20 protein-coding genes are annotated in these 21,083 nt (G+C 60.2%); 12 read left to right on the top strand and 8 right to left on the bottom strand.

Going from position 1 to position 21,083, the window contains the following annotated elements:
- The first annotated feature begins 12 nt into the window (after positions 1 to 12).
- Positions 13 to 537 (top strand): DUF3833 domain-containing protein, encoded by a 525-nt coding sequence (locus QRN31_RS24495; RefSeq protein ID WP_285435075.1) that lies wholly within the window; start codon positions 13 to 15, stop codon positions 535 to 537.
- A 57-nt stretch (positions 538 to 594) separates the two neighbouring features.
- Here the strand turns inward: QRN31_RS24495 and QRN31_RS24490 are convergent, their stop codons facing one another.
- Positions 595 to 1,050 carry a VOC family protein gene (locus QRN31_RS24490; RefSeq protein WP_285435074.1) on the bottom strand — a complete coding sequence of 152 codons (456 nt, stop codon included), beginning with the start codon at positions 1,048 to 1,050 and terminating at the stop codon, positions 595 to 597.
- A 112-nt stretch (positions 1,051 to 1,162) separates the two neighbouring features.
- Here QRN31_RS24490 and QRN31_RS24485 point away from each other — a divergent pair, with 112 nt between their 5' ends.
- A complete protein-coding gene (locus QRN31_RS24485; RefSeq protein WP_285435073.1) occupies positions 1,163 to 1,597 on the top strand; it encodes a GFA family protein in 435 nt (144 codons plus the stop codon).
- Positions 1,598 to 1,624: 27 nt separating this feature from the next.
- Here the strand turns inward: QRN31_RS24485 and QRN31_RS24480 are convergent, their stop codons facing one another.
- The 3 genes from QRN31_RS24480 to QRN31_RS24470 all read right to left on the bottom strand — a co-directional run bounded on the left by QRN31_RS24480 (position 1,625) and on the right by QRN31_RS24470 (position 4,663).
- Complete coding sequence (locus QRN31_RS24480; protein ID WP_285435162.1) at positions 1,625 to 2,515, bottom strand: DUF2950 domain-containing protein; 891 nt, start codon at positions 2,513 to 2,515, stop codon at positions 1,625 to 1,627.
- 26 nt (positions 2,516 to 2,541) lie between these two features.
- Positions 2,542 to 4,020: a DUF3300 domain-containing protein gene (locus QRN31_RS24475; RefSeq protein WP_285435072.1), complete on the bottom strand. Its 1,479-nt coding sequence runs from the start codon at positions 4,018 to 4,020 to the stop codon at positions 2,542 to 2,544.
- 64 nt (positions 4,021 to 4,084) lie between these two features.
- Positions 4,085 to 4,663 carry a hypothetical protein gene (locus tag QRN31_RS24470; RefSeq protein ID WP_285435071.1) on the bottom strand — a complete coding sequence of 193 codons (579 nt, stop codon included), beginning with the start codon at positions 4,661 to 4,663 and terminating at the stop codon, positions 4,085 to 4,087.
- Positions 4,664 to 4,962: 299 nt separating this feature from the next.
- Between QRN31_RS24470 and QRN31_RS24465 the strand changes: the two genes are divergently transcribed.
- Positions 4,963 to 6,750 (top strand): SulP family inorganic anion transporter, encoded by a 1,788-nt coding sequence (locus tag QRN31_RS24465; protein ID WP_285435070.1) that lies wholly within the window; start codon positions 4,963 to 4,965, stop codon positions 6,748 to 6,750.
- A 30-nt stretch (positions 6,751 to 6,780) separates the two neighbouring features.
- On the opposite strand, the gene QRN31_RS24460 is transcribed toward QRN31_RS24465, so the two are convergent.
- Positions 6,781 to 8,127 carry an L-fuconate dehydratase gene (locus QRN31_RS24460; RefSeq protein WP_285435069.1) on the bottom strand — a complete coding sequence of 449 codons (1,347 nt, stop codon included), beginning with the start codon at positions 8,125 to 8,127 and terminating at the stop codon, positions 6,781 to 6,783.
- Between the two features lie 100 nt (positions 8,128 to 8,227).
- Between QRN31_RS24460 and QRN31_RS24455 the strand changes: the two genes are divergently transcribed.
- The 8 genes from QRN31_RS24455 (at position 8,228) to QRN31_RS24420 (ending at position 17,528) form a co-directional block, all read left to right on the top strand.
- The gene (locus tag QRN31_RS24455) at positions 8,228 to 9,175 is read left to right on the top strand and encodes a LysR family transcriptional regulator (protein ID WP_285435068.1); all 948 of its coding nucleotides are present in this window, start codon (positions 8,228 to 8,230) and stop codon (positions 9,173 to 9,175) included.
- 1 nt (position 9,176) lies between these two features.
- Positions 9,177 to 10,139, top strand: coding sequence for a LysR family transcriptional regulator (locus tag QRN31_RS24450; RefSeq protein ID WP_285435067.1), 963 nt, complete (start codon positions 9,177 to 9,179; stop codon positions 10,137 to 10,139).
- Between the two features lie 164 nt (positions 10,140 to 10,303).
- Entirely contained in the window at positions 10,304 to 11,851 is a 1,548-nt protein-coding gene (locus QRN31_RS24445) for a UxaA family hydrolase (RefSeq protein WP_285435066.1), read from the top strand.
- 34 nt (positions 11,852 to 11,885) lie between these two features.
- Complete coding sequence (locus QRN31_RS24440) at positions 11,886 to 13,466, top strand: aldehyde dehydrogenase (NADP(+)) (protein WP_285435065.1); 1,581 nt, start codon at positions 11,886 to 11,888, stop codon at positions 13,464 to 13,466.
- 16 nt (positions 13,467 to 13,482) lie between these two features.
- Positions 13,483 to 14,541 carry an Ldh family oxidoreductase gene (locus QRN31_RS24435; protein WP_285435064.1) on the top strand — a complete coding sequence of 353 codons (1,059 nt, stop codon included), beginning with the start codon at positions 13,483 to 13,485 and terminating at the stop codon, positions 14,539 to 14,541.
- 26 nt (positions 14,542 to 14,567) lie between these two features.
- Positions 14,568 to 15,785 (top strand): fumarylacetoacetate hydrolase family protein, encoded by a 1,218-nt coding sequence (locus QRN31_RS24430; RefSeq protein WP_285435063.1) that lies wholly within the window; start codon positions 14,568 to 14,570, stop codon positions 15,783 to 15,785.
- Positions 15,786 to 15,876: 91 nt separating this feature from the next.
- Positions 15,877 to 17,193, top strand: a complete 1,317-nt coding sequence (locus tag QRN31_RS24425) for an MFS transporter (RefSeq protein ID WP_285435062.1) — start codon at positions 15,877 to 15,879, stop codon at positions 17,191 to 17,193.
- A gap of 173 nt (positions 17,194 to 17,366) precedes the next feature.
- Positions 17,367 to 17,528, top strand: a complete 162-nt coding sequence (locus QRN31_RS24420) for a DUF2986 domain-containing protein (protein WP_285435061.1) — start codon at positions 17,367 to 17,369, stop codon at positions 17,526 to 17,528.
- Here the strand turns inward: QRN31_RS24420 and QRN31_RS24415 are convergent.
- Complete coding sequence (locus QRN31_RS24415) at positions 17,525 to 17,788, bottom strand: hypothetical protein (RefSeq protein WP_285435060.1); 264 nt, start codon at positions 17,786 to 17,788, stop codon at positions 17,525 to 17,527. The genes QRN31_RS24420 and QRN31_RS24415 overlap by 4 nt on opposite strands.
- Positions 17,789 to 17,971: 183 nt before the next feature.
- On the opposite strand from QRN31_RS24415, the gene QRN31_RS24410 reads away from it, so the two are divergent.
- On the top strand, positions 17,972 to 18,313 hold the full coding sequence (locus QRN31_RS24410) for a YajG family lipoprotein (RefSeq protein WP_285435059.1): 342 nt from the start codon (positions 17,972 to 17,974) through the stop codon (positions 18,311 to 18,313).
- A gap of 105 nt (positions 18,314 to 18,418) precedes the next feature.
- Here the strand turns inward: QRN31_RS24410 and QRN31_RS24405 are convergent, their stop codons facing one another.
- A complete protein-coding gene (locus tag QRN31_RS24405; RefSeq protein ID WP_285435058.1) occupies positions 18,419 to 19,483 on the bottom strand; it encodes an alpha/beta fold hydrolase in 1,065 nt (354 codons plus the stop codon).
- 222 nt (positions 19,484 to 19,705) lie between these two features.
- Positions 19,706 to 20,134 (bottom strand): nuclear transport factor 2 family protein, encoded by a 429-nt coding sequence (locus tag QRN31_RS24400; RefSeq protein WP_285435056.1) that lies wholly within the window; start codon positions 20,132 to 20,134, stop codon positions 19,706 to 19,708.
- Between the last annotated feature and the right edge of the window lie 949 nt (positions 20,135 to 21,083).

The following is a 21,083-nucleotide window of genomic DNA, read 5'->3' as shown; positions in this document are numbered from 1 at the left end:
GAGGAAATGCACATGTTGAAGATAGGCATACTGCTGCTTTGCATTGGCCTTGCAAGTTGCAGCCAGGTGGATGTGCACACCTACAACCAGGAGAAGCCCGCGCTTGAGTTGCGCGAGTTCTTCGAGGGCCGGGTTGAAGCCTGGGGTATGTTTCAAAAGCGTTCTGGCTTGGTCGCCAAGCGCTTCCACGTGGAGATCAATGGCCACTCCGAAGGTAGCAAGCTGATACTCGACGAATCATTTACGTACAGCGACGGTACCAAGCAAAAACGCGTGTGGACGTTAACCCCGGTTGGCTCCAGTCAATGGCGCGGAACCGCTGGCGACGTGGTGGGCGAGGCGCTGGGTGAGGTGGCAGGCAATACACTGCGCTGGAACTATGTGCTGAGCCTGCCGGTGGATGGCAAGGAGTATCAGGTTCAGTTGGACGACTGGATGTACCTTATGGACAAGAACACCATGATCAATCGCTCGTTCATGTCCAAGTTCGGAGTGGAGGTAGGCCAGATCACCTTGTTCTTTCGCAAGCAACCTTGATTCAAAAACTGACTGCGCCGCTGTTGGCCTTTTTTTGCCTGTCGTGCAGGCCCTTCCTCAAGCAAACGCCGCCTCGATAAACGCCTCTAGCGCCTTGTCTTCCAAAATCTCGATAGAGAAATGCCCGAATCGCTTGGGCAGCCAGATGATGCGTGTTCCGGAAGGAGACTGCAGATTCTCGCGGGTCAATGGCGCGCCGTTTTCGTCCTCGGGCTGAACGCCGGCGATGATCAATTCGTCATAGGCTTTCTCGATGTCCGGTGTCGAGTAGCAGTGGCGGTAGATCATTCCCTCGCCCGATGAGTCCATCAGCTCTTTGAGGTTTCCCGCCAACGGTTGTACCAGCATGAAACGCTCTTGACCGATCAATGCAATTGCATAGCGCACGTGCAGGCCACCGCGTTCCCAGACGAGTGTTTTTGAGATCCTCGCGTTCAATATCTGCGCGTAGTAGGCGCAGGCTTCTTTGAGATCCTTGACCAGTACATCGACGTGACTGAACTTCAGTTCCATTGCATGCCTCCTGCTAAGCCTGCGTCCATGGTAAATATGTCGGCTACCGCTGTTTCAATACCAAAGTTCTACGGGAAAGGCACCGATAACTTGCTTTTCAAAGGAGATATTCATGGCATCAGGACAATGTCTTTGCGCGGCTGTACGCTTTTCCCTGACGGTTGAACCTCGATTTTTCTATCGCTGTCATTGCAGCCTGTGCCGCAAGCAAACCGGGGTCGGCCATAATCTCGCGACGCTGGTCAACGCTCGCGACTTTCGGTGGGAAGAAGGGCAAACAGTGATCGCCAGTTGGCGTAAACCCAGCGGTTACAGAAATGACTTTTGCTCGCAATGTGGCTCGACCGTGCCCAATGTTCTTCGTGAGACGCCGTACTTCTGGATTCCGCTTGGGCTTCTTGATGTCCAGTCGAGCATGGCGTGTGTCGGGGATTTCTGCACCGATGACGCGATGCCATGGGATCAACAGCGCTCGGAAAAAAGTCATCCCACAGCCCCGGATTCACTTGGGTTTCTTTTGCGTGAACTCCAGGTTGATGTTGACTGACCCGCCAGCTTGCGGGATCTGAATCCATCAATGCTTCTGGTCTTCGGTAATGTCCTGCCAGCTGTCATCTGGATCAAAACGCTTCATCGACTGCGCCACTTTATTACCCTCAGGTCCCAGGTCTTTCTCAAAGACTTGGCCATCGTGACTGATCATGAAGCTCATCACACCAGTGTCAGCGTATTTTGCCGGCCAGGCGATCAGCGCAAAGCCACGGCTCATTTTGTTGCCGATGAGGTAGCTGTAGGCGCCACCCGGTGCCGAGGGACCTTGTCCCTTGAGGATACGGAAGTGGTAACCATGCCAATCCTCCCCGGCGATGGTTTCGCCGAACAGGGGGCCCAATGGACTGATTTGACCACTGTCGTCGTCCGCCCAATAGAGTCCGTCGTGCGTGCCGGGTGTGCTGAAGATGTTCTGCGCATATTCGAGTGCGCCGTCACCGTTATGATCCACTAACGCATAGTCCATCTGGGCGTCGTGATAGGTCATCACCGATTGCACCGCGGCGAGTTCGTTCCTGCCGATGCGACGTGCACGGATTTCGGCGTCACCGGCCTTGATATCGAAGCGCCAACCGTTCCCGGCTTTTATCAGGGGGATCGGCAGCGTCCATTGATCGTTGCCGACAGACAGAATGGCCTTGCGATCGCTGGGTTTTTCGATCTTGTGCTGCTCGTGATACAGCTTCAAAAAAGCATCCACGTCACTGCGCTGCACACCACCTTGCGGGATGAGGCTGCGCCATTGATGACCCAGCAGCTCTGTCAGGCGGGCCTGATCGGCGTGTTCCGTACCCAGCGCTTCGACGAACGCTTCAGCAGCCTTTTCCGGCGTTGGAAATGCTTGCTGTGCCGCCGCCATGCACGACCACGCCACGCTAACGGTGATCGTCAGGATAAGCGGGAGCAAGCCCATGAATGCGGTCAATCGAGCATGGTTTTTCAACGCCGGCCTCCCGATCGTTGTCGCATGGGCGGACTGGATGGCCTGCTGATCTGATGGCCAGCCGATCGCTGGGCGGTGGGGCGCCGCGCGGATGCCTCGCTGGTTCGGCCGCGGGCGGCTTGTGTGCTGGTCTGGGACGGTGAGCGGGCGCCGGCGAATGCGTTGTTGCGGGCACTGCCCGCACTGGCAGCCGTTCGATTTTGCGTGCCTTGGCGCGTCTGCGAGTAGTCCTGCCTGCGTTGATTTGTCTGGGCGGTCTGGTGCCTGGGTTGCTGGTTTTCCCGAGTGTTTCGTGCAGTGCCTTGGCTGCGGTCAGACGCCTTGGGTCTGTCGGCACCGGCTTGCATGCGATTGCCGGCTGAGGGGGTGGACTGAGCTTTGCGCGCTTGATCACGGGCCTGGCGATTGCTGGTGGCAGGTCGTTCGATACCGTACTTGTCCATTGAGCCGCGGGCTTTTTCTCGAGCCTGGGCTCGTTGGGCATTGTCCCCTCGAAAGGCCTCACGCTGATTGGCGCCGTTGAGTTGTCGGCCGTATTGTTCACGGCTGCGGCTGTCCCGATAGGGAACGCCATCGCGATGAGCGGTGTTGTGCTGCCACTTGTTCTGATTCTGGGTGATCTGGTTGTTGCGGTTGATGTTGTTGTAGCGGTTGACGTTGATATCGACGTCGTTATTGCCCCAGTTACAATTGCCCCACAACGAAGCAACGATCGCTACACCTGTACCAAACGCCAGCCCGGCCACCAATGCCGAACCGGGGTAGTAAGCGGGCGGCGGTGGATAGTATGTGGGCGGCGATGCCGGATAGGCCCAGGTGCCGTAGGTTGTAGTCGGGTTATAGCTGGGAACGTACACCACCTGTGGATCGGAAGGCTGAATGATGATGGTGGAGGTGCTGCTGGCCGGAGCCGGAGCCGGAGCTGGCGCTGTGGAGGAGGGGGCCGGCGGGGCCAGGTTCTGAACCGTCACATTCTGATATTGGTTGCTCTGGAGGTTACCTGCGGCCTGCGCCTGATGACGCAAGCGTTGCACGCCTCCCATGACATCGTCCGGTTGCGCCAGGAAGGCGTCACCCAGGCGCTGGACCCAGACGGGATCCTGTCCCAGCGTTGCCAGGACCTGCGGGAAGGCGACCAGCGCCTGAACGCTCGGGTCCCAGGGCTGATTCGCCACCTGTTTGACCGCCTCATCGCCCTTGGCGTCCGGATGCGCTTTTGACCACGTCACCGCTTCAGCGATTTCCCCCGGGTACGTGACAGCCATCAGTACCTGCGCCAGCAGTGGATCCGGGTACAGCGCGATGGGCGCCAGCATCTGATCCAGTTGCTCCTGGTTAAACACGGCCTCTTTGGCCGCTGCCGTCGCCGACGCTGTATCGGCAGCGTTTGCGGTCGCGTCCAATGGCTGCGCCAGGCTCCAGGGGCCACCGAGAAGCAGCACCGCTGACACTACGTAAAACAATGAAATACGCATCGCTCCACCCTCATGTGGTTATGCAGACCGTATTTTTTGACGCCTGTGTTGTCCGCCTACCTTGCTAGCGTGAGGTTTTGACATGCATGACTTCGGTGTAAATAGCGTTGATTGTCTGACCCACCTGGAGCTTCTTCATTCGGGCCTGTAGCTTGGGGTCCTCGACCTTCATGACTTTTGCTTCTCCTTCCGGCGGCAGCAAAGTCACTTCATGTTTTTTCAAATCAATGTGAGTGATCTTCGAAGTGACCTTGACCCGACGAATCGCCTCGCCTCCCGGATTGGGGTTGTCTTTGCTGGCGCGCACGGTCTTTGATTCGTTGCTGATACCTGGCGTGCTGTCGACATTGGTGTCGAGCGTGTAGGCGACTGTGCGAATGACATGTATGTCGACCTTGTCGCCGACTTTCAAGTTGTGCAGTGCCTTGGCTTTGTCGGTCAGTTGGAGGGGCACCGGATTTTTATCGGCGCCTTCGATGGTGATCTGATAGTTCGCCGGATCGACGGCCAGTACCTGCGTGACGATGTGACCTTTCATCGTAGTGCTGCCCAACGGCACTTCGGCAGCACGGGTTGTATAGCCGGCGGTGAGGATGATTGAGGCAAGAGCCACAGCGTTGGCAAGAACGCGGATCGGTTTCATGAGCCTGCTATTCCATGTGATGGCGGGCAAAACAGCGCGACGTATCTCGGGTCAGAGCCTTGCACTTAGGTCAAAGCATAGTCAGTGATTGCCGATGTGTTCGATCACTCATACCGTGGATATTCATGTTTTTTCGGTGTTGCTTAGGCTGATTCGAACTGGACGATATGCCGAAACAGCAGAACAAACGAAACCAGGCGCCTTTACTTTTATTTGTATTGTGGAACTAACGACTAAGCTCTCTCAAATCGCTGTTACCGACGCATCGAACTGTCTGGCCATGGCAAAAGGCAAGTCGTATGAGTGATTCGCAGACGTCGTCTCCTGTTCCGGAACCCGGCCGCATTGCGCGTAGCCGCACAACCAAGCCCTCTGGCTGGAGTCGCTGGCTGCCCGGTTTACGAACACTGCGCAGCTACAAGATGGAATGGTTGGGGCACGATATCGTGGCCGGACTGGTACTGACCACGATGCTGGTGCCCGTCGGTATCGCCTACGCGGTGGCGTCGGGTGTATCCGGCATTTATGGCCTGTACGCGACCATCGTTCCTTTGCTTGCCTATGCCTTGTTCGGCCCCAGCCGCATTCTGGTGCTGGGACCTGACTCGTCTTTGGCCGCGGTCATTCTCGCCGTGATCCTGCCCCTGTCCGGGGGCGACCCGCATCGTGCAATCGCCCTGGCAGGCATGATGGCAATCGTCTCCGGGACGGTGTGCATCCTGGCGGGGTTAGCGCGACTGGGTTTTATCACCGAGTTGCTGTCCAAACCCATTCGCTATGGCTACATGAATGGCATCGCACTGACGGTACTGATCAGCCAGTTGCCGAAGTTGTTCGGCTTCAAGATCGAATCCGATGGGCCGTTGCGGAACATATGGGCGATTGCCAGCGCGGTGATGGAGGGGAAAACCAACTGGATCACATTCATGATCGGCGCAGCCACCCTGGTGGTGATCCTGGCCCTCAAGAACTACAAGCGCGTGCCGGGCATTCTGATCGCCGTGGCCGCCGCCACCCTCGTTGTTGGCATGCTCGACCTCGCCGCACGCGGCGTAGCGGTCCTCGGCACACTTCCCCAAGGCCTGCCTTCGCTGGTCATTCCCTGGATCAGCCGAGCCGATATCGTCCCGGTGCTGATCGGTGGTTTCGCCGTTGCGCTGGTGTCGTTTGCCGATACCAGCGTGCTTTCGCGGGTCTATGCGGCGAAAACCCAAACCTATGTCGACCCGAACCAGGAGATGGTCGGCCTCGGCGTTGCTAACCTCGCCGGCGGTTTTTTCCAGGGCTTCCCGATCAGCAGCAGCTCGTCACGCACTCCCGTCGCCGAAGCGGCGGGCGCCAAGACCCAACTGGCCGGTGTCGTCGGTGCGCTGGCAGTGGCCTTGCTGTTGGTTGTGGAACCCGATTTGTTGAAGAACTTGCCGACCAGTGCGCTGGCGGCGGTGGTGATCGCATCGGCCATCGGCCTGTTCGAGATCACCGACCTGCGGCGCATTTATCGCATTCAGCGTTGGGAGTTCTGGCTCTCGATTGCTTGCACCGCAGGCGTGGCCGTATTCGGCGCGATCGAAGGCATTGGCCTGGCGATCGTCATTGCTGTCATCGAATTCCTGTGGGATGGCTGGCGTCCGTATTCGACGGTATTGGGGCGCGCCGAAGGTGTCGAAGGCTATCACGACATCACGCGTTATCCCGATGCGCAGCGTATCTCCGGCCTGGTGCTGTTTCGCTGGGATTCGCCGCTGTTCTTTGCCAACGCCGAACTCTTTCATGATCGGGTCCTGGAGGCCGTGGCCACATCGCCGACGCCGGTACGCTGGCTGGTCGTGGCGGCGGAGCCGGTCACCAGCGTGGACGTGACGTCCGCCGACATGCTGGCCGAGCTTGATGAAACGCTACACGCGAGCGGCATCAAGTTATGCGTGGCTGAGATGAAGGATCCGGTGAAGGACAAAATGAAGCGATTCGGATTGTTCGCTCGCCTCGGCGAAACGGCGTTCTTTCCCACGATAGACACGGCGGTCAGCGGTTATCTCCAGACCCTTCGGGCCAAGGGGCTGGAAGGGAAGGGCGAGGACCGTGAATAGGCGTCCATTGCCCTCTGGGTTTTCTCTCCATCAGAGGGATAACGTCCGTGCAGTCGTTTCTGGTCGCTGAGCAATATCGAGCCAGACCGCGCCATCGGGATACTGGTAGCGCTCCAGGGTTTCGGCGTGCATTTCGATGCTGTAGCCCGGGCGTTTCGGAGGCATGTAGCGGCCGTGACGGATCACCACCGGGTCGATGAAGTGCTCATGCAGGTGGTCGACGTATTCCAGAACACGGTTGTGCAGGGAGGCCGAGACGGCGATGTAGTCGAAGAGGGCGATGTTCTGCACGTACTCGCACAACCCGACGCCACCGCCATGGGGGCAGACCGGCACGTCGAACCTGGCGGCCATCAGTAGGACGATCAACACCTCATTGAGACCTCCCAGGCGGGCCGGGTCCAACTGGCAGAAGTCCAGTGCGCCGGCCTGGAACATCTGCTTGAACATCACCCGGTTGTGGCAATGCTCGCCCGTGGCGACGCCGATCGGTGCAATGCGCTGGCGGATGGTTGCATGGCCGAGAATATCGTCAGGGCTTGTCGGCTCTTCGATCCACAACGGTTCGAATGCCGCCAGGCGACGCATATTGGCGATTGACTCATCGACGCCCCAGACCTGGTTGGCGTCCATCATCAGGCTGCGTTCCCAGCCGATTTCTTCACGCAGGATGGTGGCGCGGCGGATGTCGTCTTCGAGGTTGGCGCCGATTTTCTGCTTGATGTGGGTCCAGCCATCCTCGACCGCTTCGCGGGCCAGTTGGCGCATTTTTTCTTCGCTGTAGCCGAGCCAGCCCGGGGCGGTGGTGTAACCGGGGTAACCTTCGCGAAGCATCTGCGCCTCGCGCTCGGCTTTGCCCGATTGCTGACGACGCAGCAGGGCGATGGCTTCCTCGGGGGTGAGCACATCGGTGACGTAGCTGAAGTCCAGGCAGCGCACCAGCTGTTCCGGCGTCATGTCGGCCAACAGCTTCCACACGGGTTTGCCTTCGTGTTTGGCCCACAGGTCCCAGACGGCGTTGACGATGGCCGCGGTGGCCAGGTGGATTACGCCTTTTTCCGGGCCCAGCCAGCGCAATTGGCTGTCACCCACGGTGATGTTGTGCCAGAAGGCGCCCATGTCGGCGACGATCTCTTCAAGGGTCAAGCCCACTACCATCGGTGCCAGGGATTGCACGGCGGCCACACAGATTTCGTTGCCACGGCCGATAGTGAACGTCAGGCCGTGGCCTTCAAGTCCGGCAAGGGCGTCGGTGTGCAGCACGACGTAGGACGCGGAGTAATCCGGCGCGCTGTTCATCGCATCGGAGCCGTCCAGGGACAGGGATGTGGGGAAACGGATATCGCGAACGCTCAGGTGCGTAATTCGAATGCTCATGGTGGATTCTTGTTCTGAGTGGCCTTGGAAGGCTCGACTGTAGGTCGCCGAGCGATACATGCATAATCACGGTTTCCTAAGTATGTATACCGGATTTGATATGCCTGAAAATCCACCTGTCACCCCGCACGCACCCCGTGATCTCGGCGTCCTGAAAATCTCCAGCCGGCAGATTACGTTGCTCAATGCCCTGGGCGAGTTCGGTAACCTGCGCCGCGCGGCCACGGCGATGCACACCACGCAACCGGCCGCCAGCCTGCTGTTGCAGCAACTCGAAGAGCGCCTGGGTGTGCGCCTGTTCGAACGCTTGCCGCGAGGTATGCAACCGACGCTGTATGGCGAGGTGATGATCCGCTACGCCCAGGGCGCGCTGCATGAATTCGAGCATGCCCAGGCGCAGATCGCGGAGCTGGCGCGCGGGTCCATGGGGTTGGTGCGTGTCGGCAGCGTGATGGGGCCGGTGCCCAGGCTGCTGACCAAAGCGGTGCTGGCGTACAAGCGCGATCATCCCAAGGTGCGAATTTGCATTGAGGTCGGAACCAGCGATACGTTGCTGCCGGCGTTGCTACGCGGCGATCTCGATGTGGTGCTGGGCCGCTTGCCGGATCAGAGCGACAGTCATGACCTGGACATCGAGCTGTTCGACAGCGGTGAGCAGATGCGCGTGATCGCCCGCGCGGGCCATCCGTTGGCGGGGACTGCGCCCTTGCAGTTGGCTGACCTGATCACCCAGACCTGGATCCTGCACCCGATGGGCAGCCCCATGCGCCGCCGGGTCGAAAGTGCGCTGCAAGCCGGGGCGATGGTGCAGTCGCTGGACATTGTCGAAACCGCTTCGATCCTTGCGACCACGGCGATGCTCGAAGCGTCGGACATGATCGCGGTGGTGCCCAACGATGTGGCCGAGCATTATGCGCGCTATGGCATGGTCACTGTCCTGCCGGTCGAACTGTCCATTTCCATGGTCAACATTGGTCTGCTGACCTTGCGCTCCCGGCCAAAATCGGTGGCGCTCAATACACTGCTCGAATACTTCAGGGAGCAATAGGATGCCGTCGGACATCACCCATTCCAGTTTCTGCAACTGGGTGCGCTTCAAACACCTGGTGCTGATCGACACCCTGGCACGCACCCGCAACATGCACGCCACCGCCATCCGCATGAACCTCAGCCAACCCGCTTTGAGCAAGATGCTGCGGGATCTGGAGGAGCAGTTCGGCTTTGCCCTGTTTGAACGTCTGCCTCGCAGCATGCCGCCCACCGAGCTTGGCGAGCACGTCGTACGCTATGCCCAGGGGGCGCTGGCCGACTCACACAAGTTCGTCGACCAGGTCAACCGCCTGCGCAAAGGCGGCCACGGCTTTCTCAAGGTCGGCGGGATTTTTGCGGCCACCTCGGTGGTGTTGCCCCAGGCCATCGCCGCGATCAAGGCGCGCAGCCCCATGTTGTCGATCGAAGTGGTCGAGCAATCCAGCGACCACCTGCTGGCCATGCTGGAGCAAAACAAGCTCGACCTGATCATTGGCCGCTTCACCGAAGAACGTTACAGCCAGGTCTTCGACTTCCAGCCACTGGAGCCTGAGCCTTTCTGCCTGGTGGTCAACAGCAGTCATCCGCTCAACGAACTGGAATGCACGCCGCTTGAAGCGCTGGGCCAGTGGCCGTGGGTGCTGTACCCGGTCGGTACGCCGATCCGCGATCGCCTCGAACTGGCGTTCAAGGCCTCAGGCATTGCATCCCCGTCGGACACCGTCGATACCATTTCCATGCCGATGTTCCAGCAATTGCTGCACTCGGGCCCCATGATCGCCATGCTGCCCAGGTCCATGGTGGCGACGCAGCTGGACAGCGGCCAGTTCAAAGAGCTGCAGACGCCGCTGCGCCTGGCACCGCTTGAGTACGGCATCATCACCCGAAAGGACGAACCGCCGACGGGATCGGCCCGGGAGTTCGTCGAAATCCTGCTCGATTTCGCCCGGATACGACGGGAGGAGGACGCTGCGAGCGATTGATTAACCAAGTTGAATAGGTCGATTCGATAACTTCAGGTTATCAGTTGATCGGATCATCTCATTGGGAATGTTCAGGCCGGCTCCCTACAGTTATCGCAGATTCGCCTGTCACAGAACGGGCGACGCCATAACAAGAAGACAGCCGTACTGCCCTGAGAGGTCCCATGCAACTGATTGCCAGAACCCGGACCGGCGACCCTGCCGTGATTCGCCTCAACCCCCTGGACAACGTAGTGATTGCACGGCAGGCCCTGCCTGAAGGCCTGGACCTGGACGTCGAAGCGATCACCGTGCGCCAGCCGATTCCGTCCGGGCACAAAGTTGCCACCCAGCGTGTGGAGCAGGGCCAGCCGCTGCGTCGCTACGGACAAATCATCGGATTCGCGTCCCAACCCATCGAAGCTGGCGACCACGTGCATGTGCACAATGTCGAGATGGGCGACTTTGCTCGTGACTATGCCTTCGGCGTCGATGCACACGAAACGCCGCGCACCGAAGCCGTGTTCCAAGGAATCGTGCGTGCCGATGGCCGCGTCGCCACCCGCAACTACGTCGGCATTCTCACGTCAGTGAACTGCTCGGCGACCGTGGCCCGTGCCGTCGCCGATTACTTTCGCCGCGATATTCATCCCCACGCGTTGGCCGACTTCCCGAACATTGATGGCGTCGTTGCGCTGACGCACAGCGGCGGTTGCGCAGTGGACCCCAACGGCGAGGCCTTGGGCTTGTTGCGCCGCACCCTCGGCGGCTATGCCGTGCACCCGAACTTTGCCGCCGTGCTGATCATCGGCCTGGGCTGTGAAACCAACCAGATCGAAAGCCTGCTCGAAACCCAGGGCCTCAAGGCCAGCGACCAGTTGCGCGCGTTCACTATTCAAGGCATCGGCGGCACTTCCAAAACCATCGCCAGTGGCATCGAGCAGGTCAAGGCCTTGCTGCCCCAGGCCAATCAAGTACAGCGCGAGCCAGTCAGCGCGCGGCACCTGATCGTCGGCCTGCAATGCGGTGGCTCGGACGGTTATTCGGGCATCACTGCAAACCCTGCCTTGGGCAATGCCGTTGACCGTTTGGTGGCCGCCGGTGGCACCGCGATTCTCTCGGAAACACCGGAAATTTATGGCGCCGAACATTTGCTGACGCGTCGCGCCGTGAGCCGCGAGGTGGGCGAAAAACTCATCGCGCGCATCCACTGGTGGGAGGACTACTGCCGGCGCATGAACGCTGAACTGAACAACAATCCGTCGGCCGGCAACAAGGCCGGGGGGCTGACCACCATTCTCGAGAAATCCCTGGGGGCGGTGGCCAAAGCCGGCTCCAGCAATCTGGTGGATGTGTACCAGTACGCCGAATCGGTTCGCGCCAAGGGCCTGGTGTTCATGGACACCCCGGGCTACGACCCGGTCTCGGCCACCGGCCAGGTCGCCGGCGGCGCCAACCTGATTGCCTTCACCACGGGCCGTGGATCGGCCTACGGCTGCGCGCCGGCCCCTTCGATCAAGCTGGCAACCAACAACCGGGTGTTCGAGCACCAGGAAGAAGACATGGACGTGAACTGCGGCGGTATCGCCGAGGGTTCCACCAGTATTGAAGAGCGCGGCGCCTACATCTTCGAACAGATGCTGCGTATCGCTTCCGGCGAGCGCAGCAAGAGCGAACAACACGGTTATGGGCAGAACGAGTTCGTGCCCTGGCAGATCGGTGCCGTGACCTGACTGACAGCCCTGCAACTTTCACAAGGCGAAAACCATGCAATTTCCCGGATACAACTTTATTGCCGGCCAGCGCAGCGCCCTGGGCGACACCCTGGTCTACAGCATCGACGCGCACACCGGCGAACGCCTGCCGAGTGCTTTCCACCAAGCAACCCTGGCGGAAGTCGATGCGGCGGTGACGGCGGCGAGCGCAGCGTTCGCGCCATTTCGAAATCTGCCAGCGGTTCGTCGTGCCGAATTCCTTGAAGCCATCGCTGAAGAGCTCGACGCTCTGGGCGAGGACTTCATCGCCTTGACCTGCCAGGAAACAGCGCTGCCGAGCGCCCGTATCCAGGGTGAGCGCGGTCGCACCAGTGGCCAGATGCGCCTGTTTGCCCAAGTGCTGCGCCGTGGCGATTTCTATGGTGCGCGCATCGATCAGGCGCTGCCGGCGCGCACACCTTTGCCACGCCCGGACTTGCGTCAGTACCGCATCGGTGTCGGCCCGGTAGCGGTGTTCGGTGCCAGCAACTTCCCGCTGGCGTTCTCCACGGCGGGTGGTGATACCGCCGCCGCCCTGGCCGCCGGATGCCCGGTGGTGTTCAAGGCCCATAGCGGCCATATGGCCACGGCTGAGCGGGTGGCTCAGGCACTGATCCGCGCCGCCGAACGTACCGGCATGCCGGCCGGCGTGTTCAACTTGATCTTCGGTGCCGGCGTCGGCGAGGCGTTGGTCAAGCACCCGGGCATTCAGGCGGTGGGCTTTACCGGCTCGCTCAAGGGCGGTCGTGCCCTGTGCGACATGGCGGCCGCCAGACCGCAACCGATCCCGGTGTTTGCCGAAATGTCGAGCATCAACCCCGTGGTGGTCCTGCCACAGGCCCTGGCCAACCGCAGCGCGCAGATGGCCAAGGAATTGACCGCCTCGGTGGTACAGGGCTGTGGCCAGTTCTGCACCAACCCTGGGCTGCTCATTGGTATTCGCTCACCGGCGTTCAGCACCTTTATCGAGCAACTGACCGGGCACATGGCCGAGCAATCGTCGCAGACCATGCTCAACCCCGGCACCCTGAACAGCTACGGCGAAGGCGTGCAGGCCTTGCTGGCTCACTCGCGCATCAAACACTTGAGCGGCCAAGCACAAAAGGGCAACCAGGCGCAGCCGCAGCTGTTCGAGGCCGACATCAGCCTGCTGCTTGAACAGGACGAACTGCTGCAGGAGGAGGTCTTCGGCCCATGCACGGTGGTGGTCCAGGTGGCGGATGAATCCGAGCTGTTACGCGCGGTCGATGCCTTGCATGGCCAGCTTACGGCCACGCTGCTGGCCGATAACGATGATCTGACCGCGTTCGGGCACCTGTTCGGCGCGTTGGAGGTGAAGGTCGGCCGAGTGCTGCTCAATGGCTACCCGACCGGCGTGGAGGTGTGCGATGCGATGGTCCATGGCGGCCCGTACCCGGCCACGTCCGATGCCCGTGGCACTTCCGTCGGCACACTGGCCATCGATCGTTTCCTGCGCCCGGTGTGCTACCAGAACGTGCCCGATGCGTTTCTGCCCGATGCCTTGAAGAACGCCAACCCGCTGGGCCTACGGCGTTTGGTCGATGGCCAGCATAGCGCCGCGGCCTTGAATTGATGACGGAGAAGCCTGCATGACTGAAGCCAAACGATACGACGCGAAAATGCTGAGCGCATTCGTCGAGCAACTCTTTGAAAAAGCCGGGGCCGATGCCGAGGTCGCCCAAGTGGTGACCCGGGTGCTGCTCGAAGGTGAACTGCTGGGCCATCGCACCCATGGCCTGAACCTGGTGAGCCGCTACATCGGTGGCATGTTGACCGGGCAGGCCAAGGCCCGCGCCGGGTCGCTTGAGCAAGTCTCGGACAGTGGCATTTCATCCCTGTTCGACGGCCACTATGTGCTCGGTCCTTATTGCGTGAACCGAGCGCTGGAGAGTGCGGCCAAGGGCGCCACGGAGCAGGGCATCGGTATCGCCGTGGTGCGTCGTGCCTCGCACATTGGTTGCCTGGCCGCGTATCTGAAGCCCTTCACCGACCGTGGCCTGGTCGCCATGGTGTATTCCTCGGACCCGTCAGTCGGGGTGGTGTGCGCCCATGGCGGGATCGACCCGATCTACACGCCGAACCCGATTGCCGCCGGCATCCCGACCCGGGGCGAACCGATCCTGCTGGATGTCAGCATGTCCACCGTGACCCTGGCCCTGGTCGGCCAGTGCCGTGACGCTGGCACCCAACTGCCGCACCCGGTGCTGATGAGCAACGACGGCCGCGTGAGCGACGCCCCGGCCGATTTCTTCACCACTCCACCGGGCAGCATCTTGCCACTGGGTGGCCAGGCCTTCGGGCACAAGGGCTTTGCCCTGGCCATTCTGGTCGAGGCATTGACCTCGGGGTTGGCCGGTCATGGGCGCAAGGACGCCCCGGACCAGTGGGGCGCCTCGGCCACGGCCGTGGTGATTGATCCGCGTTTCTTTGGCGGGCTGGAAGCCTTCACCGACGAAAGTTCGTTCCTGAGCAACCTGATCCTGGGAAGCCGTTCGGTAGACCCCGAGCGCCCGGTGCGCTTGCCGGGCCAGGCTGGCCTGAAGCTGCGTGAACAGGCACTAAGCGAAGGTGTGAGTCTGTCGCAAAAGGTGATCGACGACCTCAACCAGACGGCCGGACAGCTACAACTGCCCGCACTTTCTCACTGACTGACAACGACAATAAGAGTCCAGACATGACAAACGAATCGAGAGCACCCGCAGCACAGCATTTGAGCAGCAATGCCGCCGTGTTCAATACCGGCAGCTGGGTGGGACGCGTCTGGTTGCCCGGCCAGGGGCCGGCAGTGGTGCTGGTCAAGGCCGGCGCCGTGCACGATATCAGCGCTCACGTGGCGACGGTCTCGGCGTTGCTTGAAGTCGCTGACCCGGTGACCTATCTGCGGTCGCTAACCTTGGCCGAAGCCTTGATCGAGTTGCCCGGCTTGCTGGAAAACAGCGACCCTGCCAAGCGTGACGAAAGCCTGCCGTGGCTGCTGGCGCCGATTGACCTGCAGGCGGTCAAGGCGGCTGGCGTGACCTTCGCCGCCAGCCTGCTGGAGCGCGTGGTCGAAGAACAGGCAAAAGGTGATCCGGCCAAGGCCGATGCGATCCGCGACACACTGACCCGCAGCATCGGCGCCGACCTGTCGCACATTGTCCCGGGCTCGATCCAGGCCGAAGCCTTGCGCAAGGTGCTGGTGGAGCAGGGCCTGTGGTCGCAGTATCTGGAAGTGGGCATCGGCCCGGATGCCGAAATCTTCACCAAGGCCCAGCCGTTGTCGGCCGTCGGCCATGGCGCCGACATCGGCATTCACCCCAAGTCGAGCTGGAACAACCCGGAACCGGAAGTGGTGCTGGCGGTGTCGAGCCACGGCACGGTGCAGGGCGCCATGCTGGGCAATGATGTCAACCTGCGTGACTTCGAAGGGCGCAGCGCCTTGCTGCTGGGTAAAGCCAAGGACAACAACGCCTCCACTTCGCTGGGCCCATTGCTGCGTCTGTTCGACGAAACCTTCGGCCTGGATGACGTGCGTAACGCCGAGGTGGACTTGCGTGTCGAAGGCCAGGACGGTTTCATTCTTGAAGGTCACAGTTCCATGCGCCAGATCAGCCGTGACCCCCTCGACCTGGTCCAGCAGACGCTTAACGAAAATCACCAGTATCCCGATGGCCTGGTGCTGTTTCTGGGTACTCTGTTCGCCCCCAAGCAGGATCGCGACCAGCCGGGCAACGGTTTCACCCATAAGCCGGGCGACGTGGTCACCATCAGCAGCGCGCAACTGGGCACGCTGAGCAACCGCGTGACCACCAGTGATCTGGCGCCGCAGTGGGATTTCGGTATTCGTTCGTTGATTGAGAGCCTGAGTCGGCGTGGCCTGCTCGAGGCGGCGGTGACTGCGCGTCAGCCCTGATTTTTTTTGTCTACCGCAGGGATGAAGGCGTCACCCATTGAAGGATCGTCCGGCATTGAACCGCTGTAATAACAATAATAAAGGCCATCAGATGAAGCCACTGAAGAAGTATCAAAGCATCACCGTTGTCTTCCTGCTGTTGATCGGCATGGTCAACTACCTGGACCGTAGTGCGTTGTCGATCGCCAATACCTCGATCCAGAAGGACATGATGATCAGCCCCTCGCAGATGGGCATCCTGTTGTCGGCCTTTTCCATCGCCTACGCGTTTGCGCAGTTGCCGATGGGGCTGATCATTGACCGGCTGGGCAGCAAAATCGCTCTGGGCGCCTCGTTGTTGGCCTGGTCGGTGGCTCAGTCAACCTTCGGCATGGTCAACAGCTTCGCCGGTTTCATGGGCCTGCGGGTGCTGTTGGGCATTGGCGAGGCACCGATGTTCCCTTCGGCGGCCAAAGCCCTGTCCGAATGGTTCGATGCCAGCGAACGCGGTACGCCAACCGGGATCGTCTGGTCGTCGACCTGCCTGGGCCCATGCCTGGCGCCACCGTTGCTGACGCTGTTCATGGTCAACTTCGGCTGGCGCGGCATGTTCATCATTACCGGCGCACTCGGTATCGTCCTGGCCTTGTGCTGGTTGACCTTCTACAAGAGCAAGGCGCAGTACCTGGCCGAACTCGCGGCTGAAGGCAAGCCGTTGCCATCCGAGAAAAAACCGCTCGTTCAAGCGGCCGATCCACAGGCACCGAAGGTGTCTTACTTTGCCGGCTGGCTGGACCTGTTCAAGCACCGCAGCACGTGGGGCGCGGTGCTGGGCTTCATGGGCGTGATCTACATGCTGTGGCTGCACCTGACCTGGTTGCCCGGTTACTTCGAGCGCGAGCATGGCATGAACCTGTACAAGACGGCGTGGCTGGTGTCGCTGGCTTATGGCTTCGGCGCGGTGGGCACCATTGTCGCCGGGCGCTTCTGCGATATGTTGGTGCGCCGTGGCATGAGCATCCTGGCCAGCCGCAAGTTCGGTGTGATCACAGGCCTGGTACTGGCGGCGCTGTTCACCTTGCCGCTGTCGTACGTCACAGGCCTGACCGGTTGCATCATCCTGCTATGCCTGGCCTTGTTCAGCATCAACATGGCCAGCGCCACGGCCTGGATGATCGTCAACACCATCGTCGACAGTCGCCGGGTCGCCTCGTTTGGTTCAATCCAGAACTTCGGCGGTTATATTGCAGGTTCGGTCGCGCCGATCGTCACCGGTTTCAGCATCCAGTACTCAGGCTCGTTCAACACGGCGTTCATGATCAGCGCGGTAGTGGCGCTGTGTTCCGCGCTGGCGTACTTCCTGCTGCTCAACGCGCCGATCGGCAGTGCAGAGCCCGGTCCCGAGCACCTCGTCGGGGTTACCGAATAAGCACTCTTGACCCAAGGGGGGCAGGGTGTCTGACGGTTCCATCTAACTGACAGCGAAACGGGCGATGAAGCAATCATCGCCCGTTTCTTTTTGCCGCCGAGTGCGCGCCACAGGGATTTGGTCCGATTTCGTAAGCTGATATCATTCGAGCACTTACACGCCGAGCAAAAGACATGAACCGTCGTAAAAAGATAACGCAGCTATTAAAGGCTCACGCGAAAAAAGCCAGCGCCAAATTGGCACCCGCCAGCAAATCGAAATACATCAGTAAAGCTGACCGACTGAAGCTGGCTGCTGAAACCACTCAGGACGCAGACAATACCTCTGAGAGCTAATCCTGGCTGTTTTCCGACAGCTTATGCAGCCACGTATTAGTCACCCGTCGATCCAACTCCTCCCAATCCGCCATGCCCAACACCCGCGTGGTGTTCAATCCGCGCAAATAACCACGCAATTGATTGGCGGTATCGCGCACGAGCTCCGGTTCGGCCGCTGTTTCGCCCAACAGCACACTTTCATATTGGGTCAGGTAGTCGGCCACCCGCTCACGGAAGTCGGGCAGAACGGCGTCGCGGATCAGGTCAAAAGTTCTCAAGGTGAGATCCTCACTAAGGTCATTTCCAGTGGTGATGGAGTGTGCATTCTCGCGCGCGGCGCACAACTATCGTTAGAAGTAATAGTGACCATTACTAAACGCAAGTTCTGCTTTGCCGGCAATCGTCGGAAAATCGCCTCCATTAGCTGAAAGAACCGAACTTTTAATTTCAGGATGAGACCGATGCGCGCTTTATTCGTCCCTGCCACGGCGGTTGCCTCTTTGTTGCTCGCCGGTTGCGCCTCTGCACCGAACGATCCGACCCTGACCTTGCAGACTCGCAAGACGCCTGCCCAGTACGCCGACTGCGTCGTGCCGAAATTGCAGGGCAGCGCGTTGACCCCGACGGTCTCACAGACTCAACGCAGCTACCGCATCGTGGTGCCGAGCAAAGTCTCGGCGGACAACGTGCTGGAAGCTTACAAGGCCGGCAGCGGTGGCAAGGTGTTCATCTACGAGCGGCATTTGCTGGCTTCCAACTTCCTGCCTTCGAGTTTTGAACGCGCCGCACAGGATTGCATCTGACACAGGCCGGCTGCACTTTTTTATCGAGCTCCTTTGGTTGGCCGCAACCAACCAATTTTTTGCCCCGCAGCCCAGTTGGTTGCGGGGCTTTTTTTTGTGCGCGCTTCAGAGGTGGTCCGCATCAATGATCGCCTTGGCGAACGCCTGCGGATCTTCTTGGGGCAGGTTGTGGCCGATGCCGCCGTTGATCAGCCGGAACTCGTATTTGCCGGTGAAGCGCTTGGCGTAATCCTCAGGAGCGGGGTGTGGAGCACCGTTGGCATCGCCTTCCAGGGTGATGGTCGGCACGCTGATGGACGGCGCCGTGGCCAGTTTCTGTTCGAGCGCTTCGTACTGAGGCTCACCCTGGACCATGCCCAGGCGCCAGCGGTAGTTGAATACCGTGATGTCGACGTGGTCGGGGTTTTCCAGCGCCTTGGCGCTGCGGTCAAACGTGGCGTCATCGAACGCCCATTTCGGCGAAGCCAGTTGCCAGATCAACTTGGCAAAGTCGTGGGTGTTTTTCTCGTAACCGGCGCGGCCACGGTCGGTGGCGAAGTAGAACTGATACCACCACTGCAATTCAGCCTTGGGCGGGAGCGGGTTCTTGCCGGCGGCCTGGTTGCCGATCAGATAGCCGCTGACCGAGACCAGCGCTTTCACTCGTTCTGGCCACAGTGCCGAAACGATGTCGGCCGAACGCGCGCCCCAGTCGTAGCCACCGAGCACGGCTTGTTTGATCTTCAGCGCGTCCATGAAGTCAATGACGTCACTGGCCAGCGCGGCAGGCTGGCCATTGCGAACGGTTTTCTCCGAGAGAAAATGCGTGTCGCCATAACCCCGCGCATACGGCATCAGCACGCGATAGCCTTTGGCGGCCAGCAGCGGCGCAACCTCGTCATAGCTATGGATATCGTACGGCCAGCCGTGCAGAAGAATCACCACAGGCCCATTGGCCGGGCCTGTTTCGGCATACGCCACGGTGAGCAAACCTGCGTTGACGTGCTTCAACGGGCCGAATGGGGAAGGTTCTGCTTGGACGGTGCCGGCCTTGATCGCAGTTGGCTGTGCGGCGGCGGACGTTTGTGCGTGGGCCGCACCGAGAACGCCGAACAGGGCGAGCGCGAGGACCGACGAGCCGATCAGACGGCCTTGGGTTTTGGTGTTTTTGTTGTGCAATGCCATCTTCATCGTGATGTCTCCGTCGCATGCCATTGGCCAGGGGTTCCGGCTGAGCCCCTTGAAACCTTGCATGCATTTGAACCCGGTGACGTATCTGGCCTGTGTCGAATCGCAGGCCAGGTGAAAACTCATGTATCAAGGGGATAGCCAGACACACTGTGATACACAGCCGACGGTGCCTGATGTTGTTGTCCGGCACTGGTATTAGCAGCCCAGGACGCTGGCAGGACATCAGGTTTTGCTGGCCGCCAGGTAAGCGCCCAAGCGTTGTCCCATTTGCTCGCCCAAGGCTTGCAGGGCACTGAACGGGCGGACCATGACCTCGAACTCGACGATTTTCCCCTGTTCGTTGAATCGGATCATGTCGATGCCTTTCAACTCTTTCTCTCCGACTTTGGCGCTGAATTCCAGGACCACGTTCAAGCCGTCTGCTGTCGACAATTCCCGGTGGTAGGCAAAGTCTTCGAATACGTTGACGACGGTGTTGAGAATCATCGATACCACGGCGGCTCCCGAATAAGGCTTGTGCGCCATTGGTGAGCGAAATATCGCTTGCGGGTCAAGCAAACCGGGCAGGTCGCTCAAGTCGCCCTTGCGGATCATGTCGTGCCACTGTTTCAGGGATTGGGCGGCATTGGGATGCAGTTTCGGTTCAGACATTTTCAACTCCTGTTGTTTGGCGCGAGGCATCGATTGGGTCGTTAGGCAGCACTGGCGATTGTGTGCAGGGACTAAACATAGCTGAAAAAAAAGTTCGGTGGATTGGGCTGTAATGTGGTTCGTTTAAGAATGTTTTGGGGTTGGGGTTGGGGTTGGGTACATATCCGTTACTTGGGTAACGGCGGCTATTGGTTCCGCCCTGACGGCGGGTCACTTGGAGAAGCGCCAAGTAACCAAGCGCTTGCGCCCCTGACGTCCGGTGCCTCGCTGTGGCTCGGCATACCCTCACTCCGGTCCTGCTCCGTGGGCCCGCCGCCATGGGCCATCCATGGCCGGGGGCGGCTAACCCGGCATCCATGCCGGGTTGCCCACTGCGCAGAACCTGCGTTCGGCCTTCCGATGGGGCAGATCAAGATCAAGATCAAGATCAAGATCAAAAGCTGAAGGCGAGCTAACGCTCGACCTGAAGAGTGGTGAGGAGTCACGGGTGTACACCGTTAAATGTGGGAGCTAGCTTGCTCGCGATGAGGCCCTGTCAGTCGGCTGTGATGTTTGATCGTTCCCATGCTCCGCGTGGGAATGCCGGCGGGGACGCTCTGCGTTCCGCTGTCGACACCAGACTCGAGTCTTGCGCAAGGGTGACGCGGAGCGTCACGGGATGCATTCCCACGCAGAGCGTGGGAACGATCAGTAGCCGGTCCGCTTTAGGTGCGAGTGAGCCTGATCGCGTTGCCGTTGCCGTTGCCGTTGTTGATCGTTCCCATGCTCCGCGTGGGAATGCCGGCGGGGACGCTCTGCGTTCCGCTGTCGACACCAGACTCGAGTCTTGCGCAAGGGTGACGCGGAGCGTCACGGGATGCATTCCCACGCAGAGCATGGGAACGATCACGTAACCACTACGCGCAAGCGTTGAGCAAACAGGTCGGCCCGTAGGCCGCCTCGTTTTGCT

The organism is Pseudomonas sp. fls2-241-R2A-110 (genome assembly GCF_030209165.1).
In the GTDB taxonomy this organism is placed as follows: domain Bacteria; phylum Pseudomonadota; class Gammaproteobacteria; order Pseudomonadales; family Pseudomonadaceae; genus Aquipseudomonas.
Note: the sequence above shows the minus strand (reverse complement) of the source record. Positions and strands in the feature narration are given on the sequence as shown.

Bases quoted from the DNA above. Each gene is read 5' to 3' on its own strand.
- QRN31_RS24475 (WP_285435072.1), bottom strand. From the start codon at position 4,020: ATGCGTATTTCATTGTTTTACGTAGTGTCAGCGGTGCTGCTTCTCGGT.
- QRN31_RS24470 (WP_285435071.1), bottom strand. From the start codon at position 4,663: ATGAAACCGATCCGCGTTCTTGCCAACGCTGTGGCTCTTGCCTCAATC.
- QRN31_RS24420 (WP_285435061.1), top strand. From the start codon at position 17,367: ATGAACCGTCGTAAAAAGATAACGCAGCTATTAAAGGCTCACGCGAAA.
- QRN31_RS24440 (WP_285435065.1), top strand. From the start codon at position 11,886: ATGCAATTTCCCGGATACAACTTTATTGCCGGCCAGCGCAGCGCCCTG.
- QRN31_RS24480 (WP_285435162.1), bottom strand. From the start codon at position 2,515: ATGGGCTTGCTCCCGCTTATCCTGACGATCACCGTTAGCGTGGCGTGG.
- QRN31_RS24460 (WP_285435069.1), bottom strand. From the start codon at position 8,127: ATGAGCATTCGAATTACGCACCTGAGCGTTCGCGATATCCGTTTCCCC.
- QRN31_RS24405 (WP_285435058.1), bottom strand. From the start codon at position 19,483: ATGAAGATGGCATTGCACAACAAAAACACCAAAACCCAAGGCCGTCTG.
- QRN31_RS24435 (WP_285435064.1), top strand. From the start codon at position 13,483: ATGACTGAAGCCAAACGATACGACGCGAAAATGCTGAGCGCATTCGTC.
- QRN31_RS24495 (WP_285435075.1), top strand. From the start codon at position 13: ATGTTGAAGATAGGCATACTGCTGCTTTGCATTGGCCTTGCAAGTTGC.
- QRN31_RS24400 (WP_285435056.1), bottom strand. From the start codon at position 20,134: ATGTCTGAACCGAAACTGCATCCCAATGCCGCCCAATCCCTGAAACAG.
- QRN31_RS24410 (WP_285435059.1), top strand. From the start codon at position 17,972: ATGCGCGCTTTATTCGTCCCTGCCACGGCGGTTGCCTCTTTGTTGCTC.
- QRN31_RS24490 (WP_285435074.1), bottom strand. From the start codon at position 1,050: ATGGAACTGAAGTTCAGTCACGTCGATGTACTGGTCAAGGATCTCAAA.
- QRN31_RS24465 (WP_285435070.1), top strand. From the start codon at position 4,963: ATGAGTGATTCGCAGACGTCGTCTCCTGTTCCGGAACCCGGCCGCATT.
- QRN31_RS24450 (WP_285435067.1), top strand. From the start codon at position 9,177: ATGCCGTCGGACATCACCCATTCCAGTTTCTGCAACTGGGTGCGCTTC.
- QRN31_RS24455 (WP_285435068.1), top strand. From the start codon at position 8,228: ATGCCTGAAAATCCACCTGTCACCCCGCACGCACCCCGTGATCTCGGC.
- QRN31_RS24445 (WP_285435066.1), top strand. From the start codon at position 10,304: ATGCAACTGATTGCCAGAACCCGGACCGGCGACCCTGCCGTGATTCGC.
- QRN31_RS24430 (WP_285435063.1), top strand. From the start codon at position 14,568: ATGACAAACGAATCGAGAGCACCCGCAGCACAGCATTTGAGCAGCAAT.
- QRN31_RS24485 (WP_285435073.1), top strand. From the start codon at position 1,163: ATGGCATCAGGACAATGTCTTTGCGCGGCTGTACGCTTTTCCCTGACG.
- QRN31_RS24425 (WP_285435062.1), top strand. From the start codon at position 15,877: ATGAAGCCACTGAAGAAGTATCAAAGCATCACCGTTGTCTTCCTGCTG.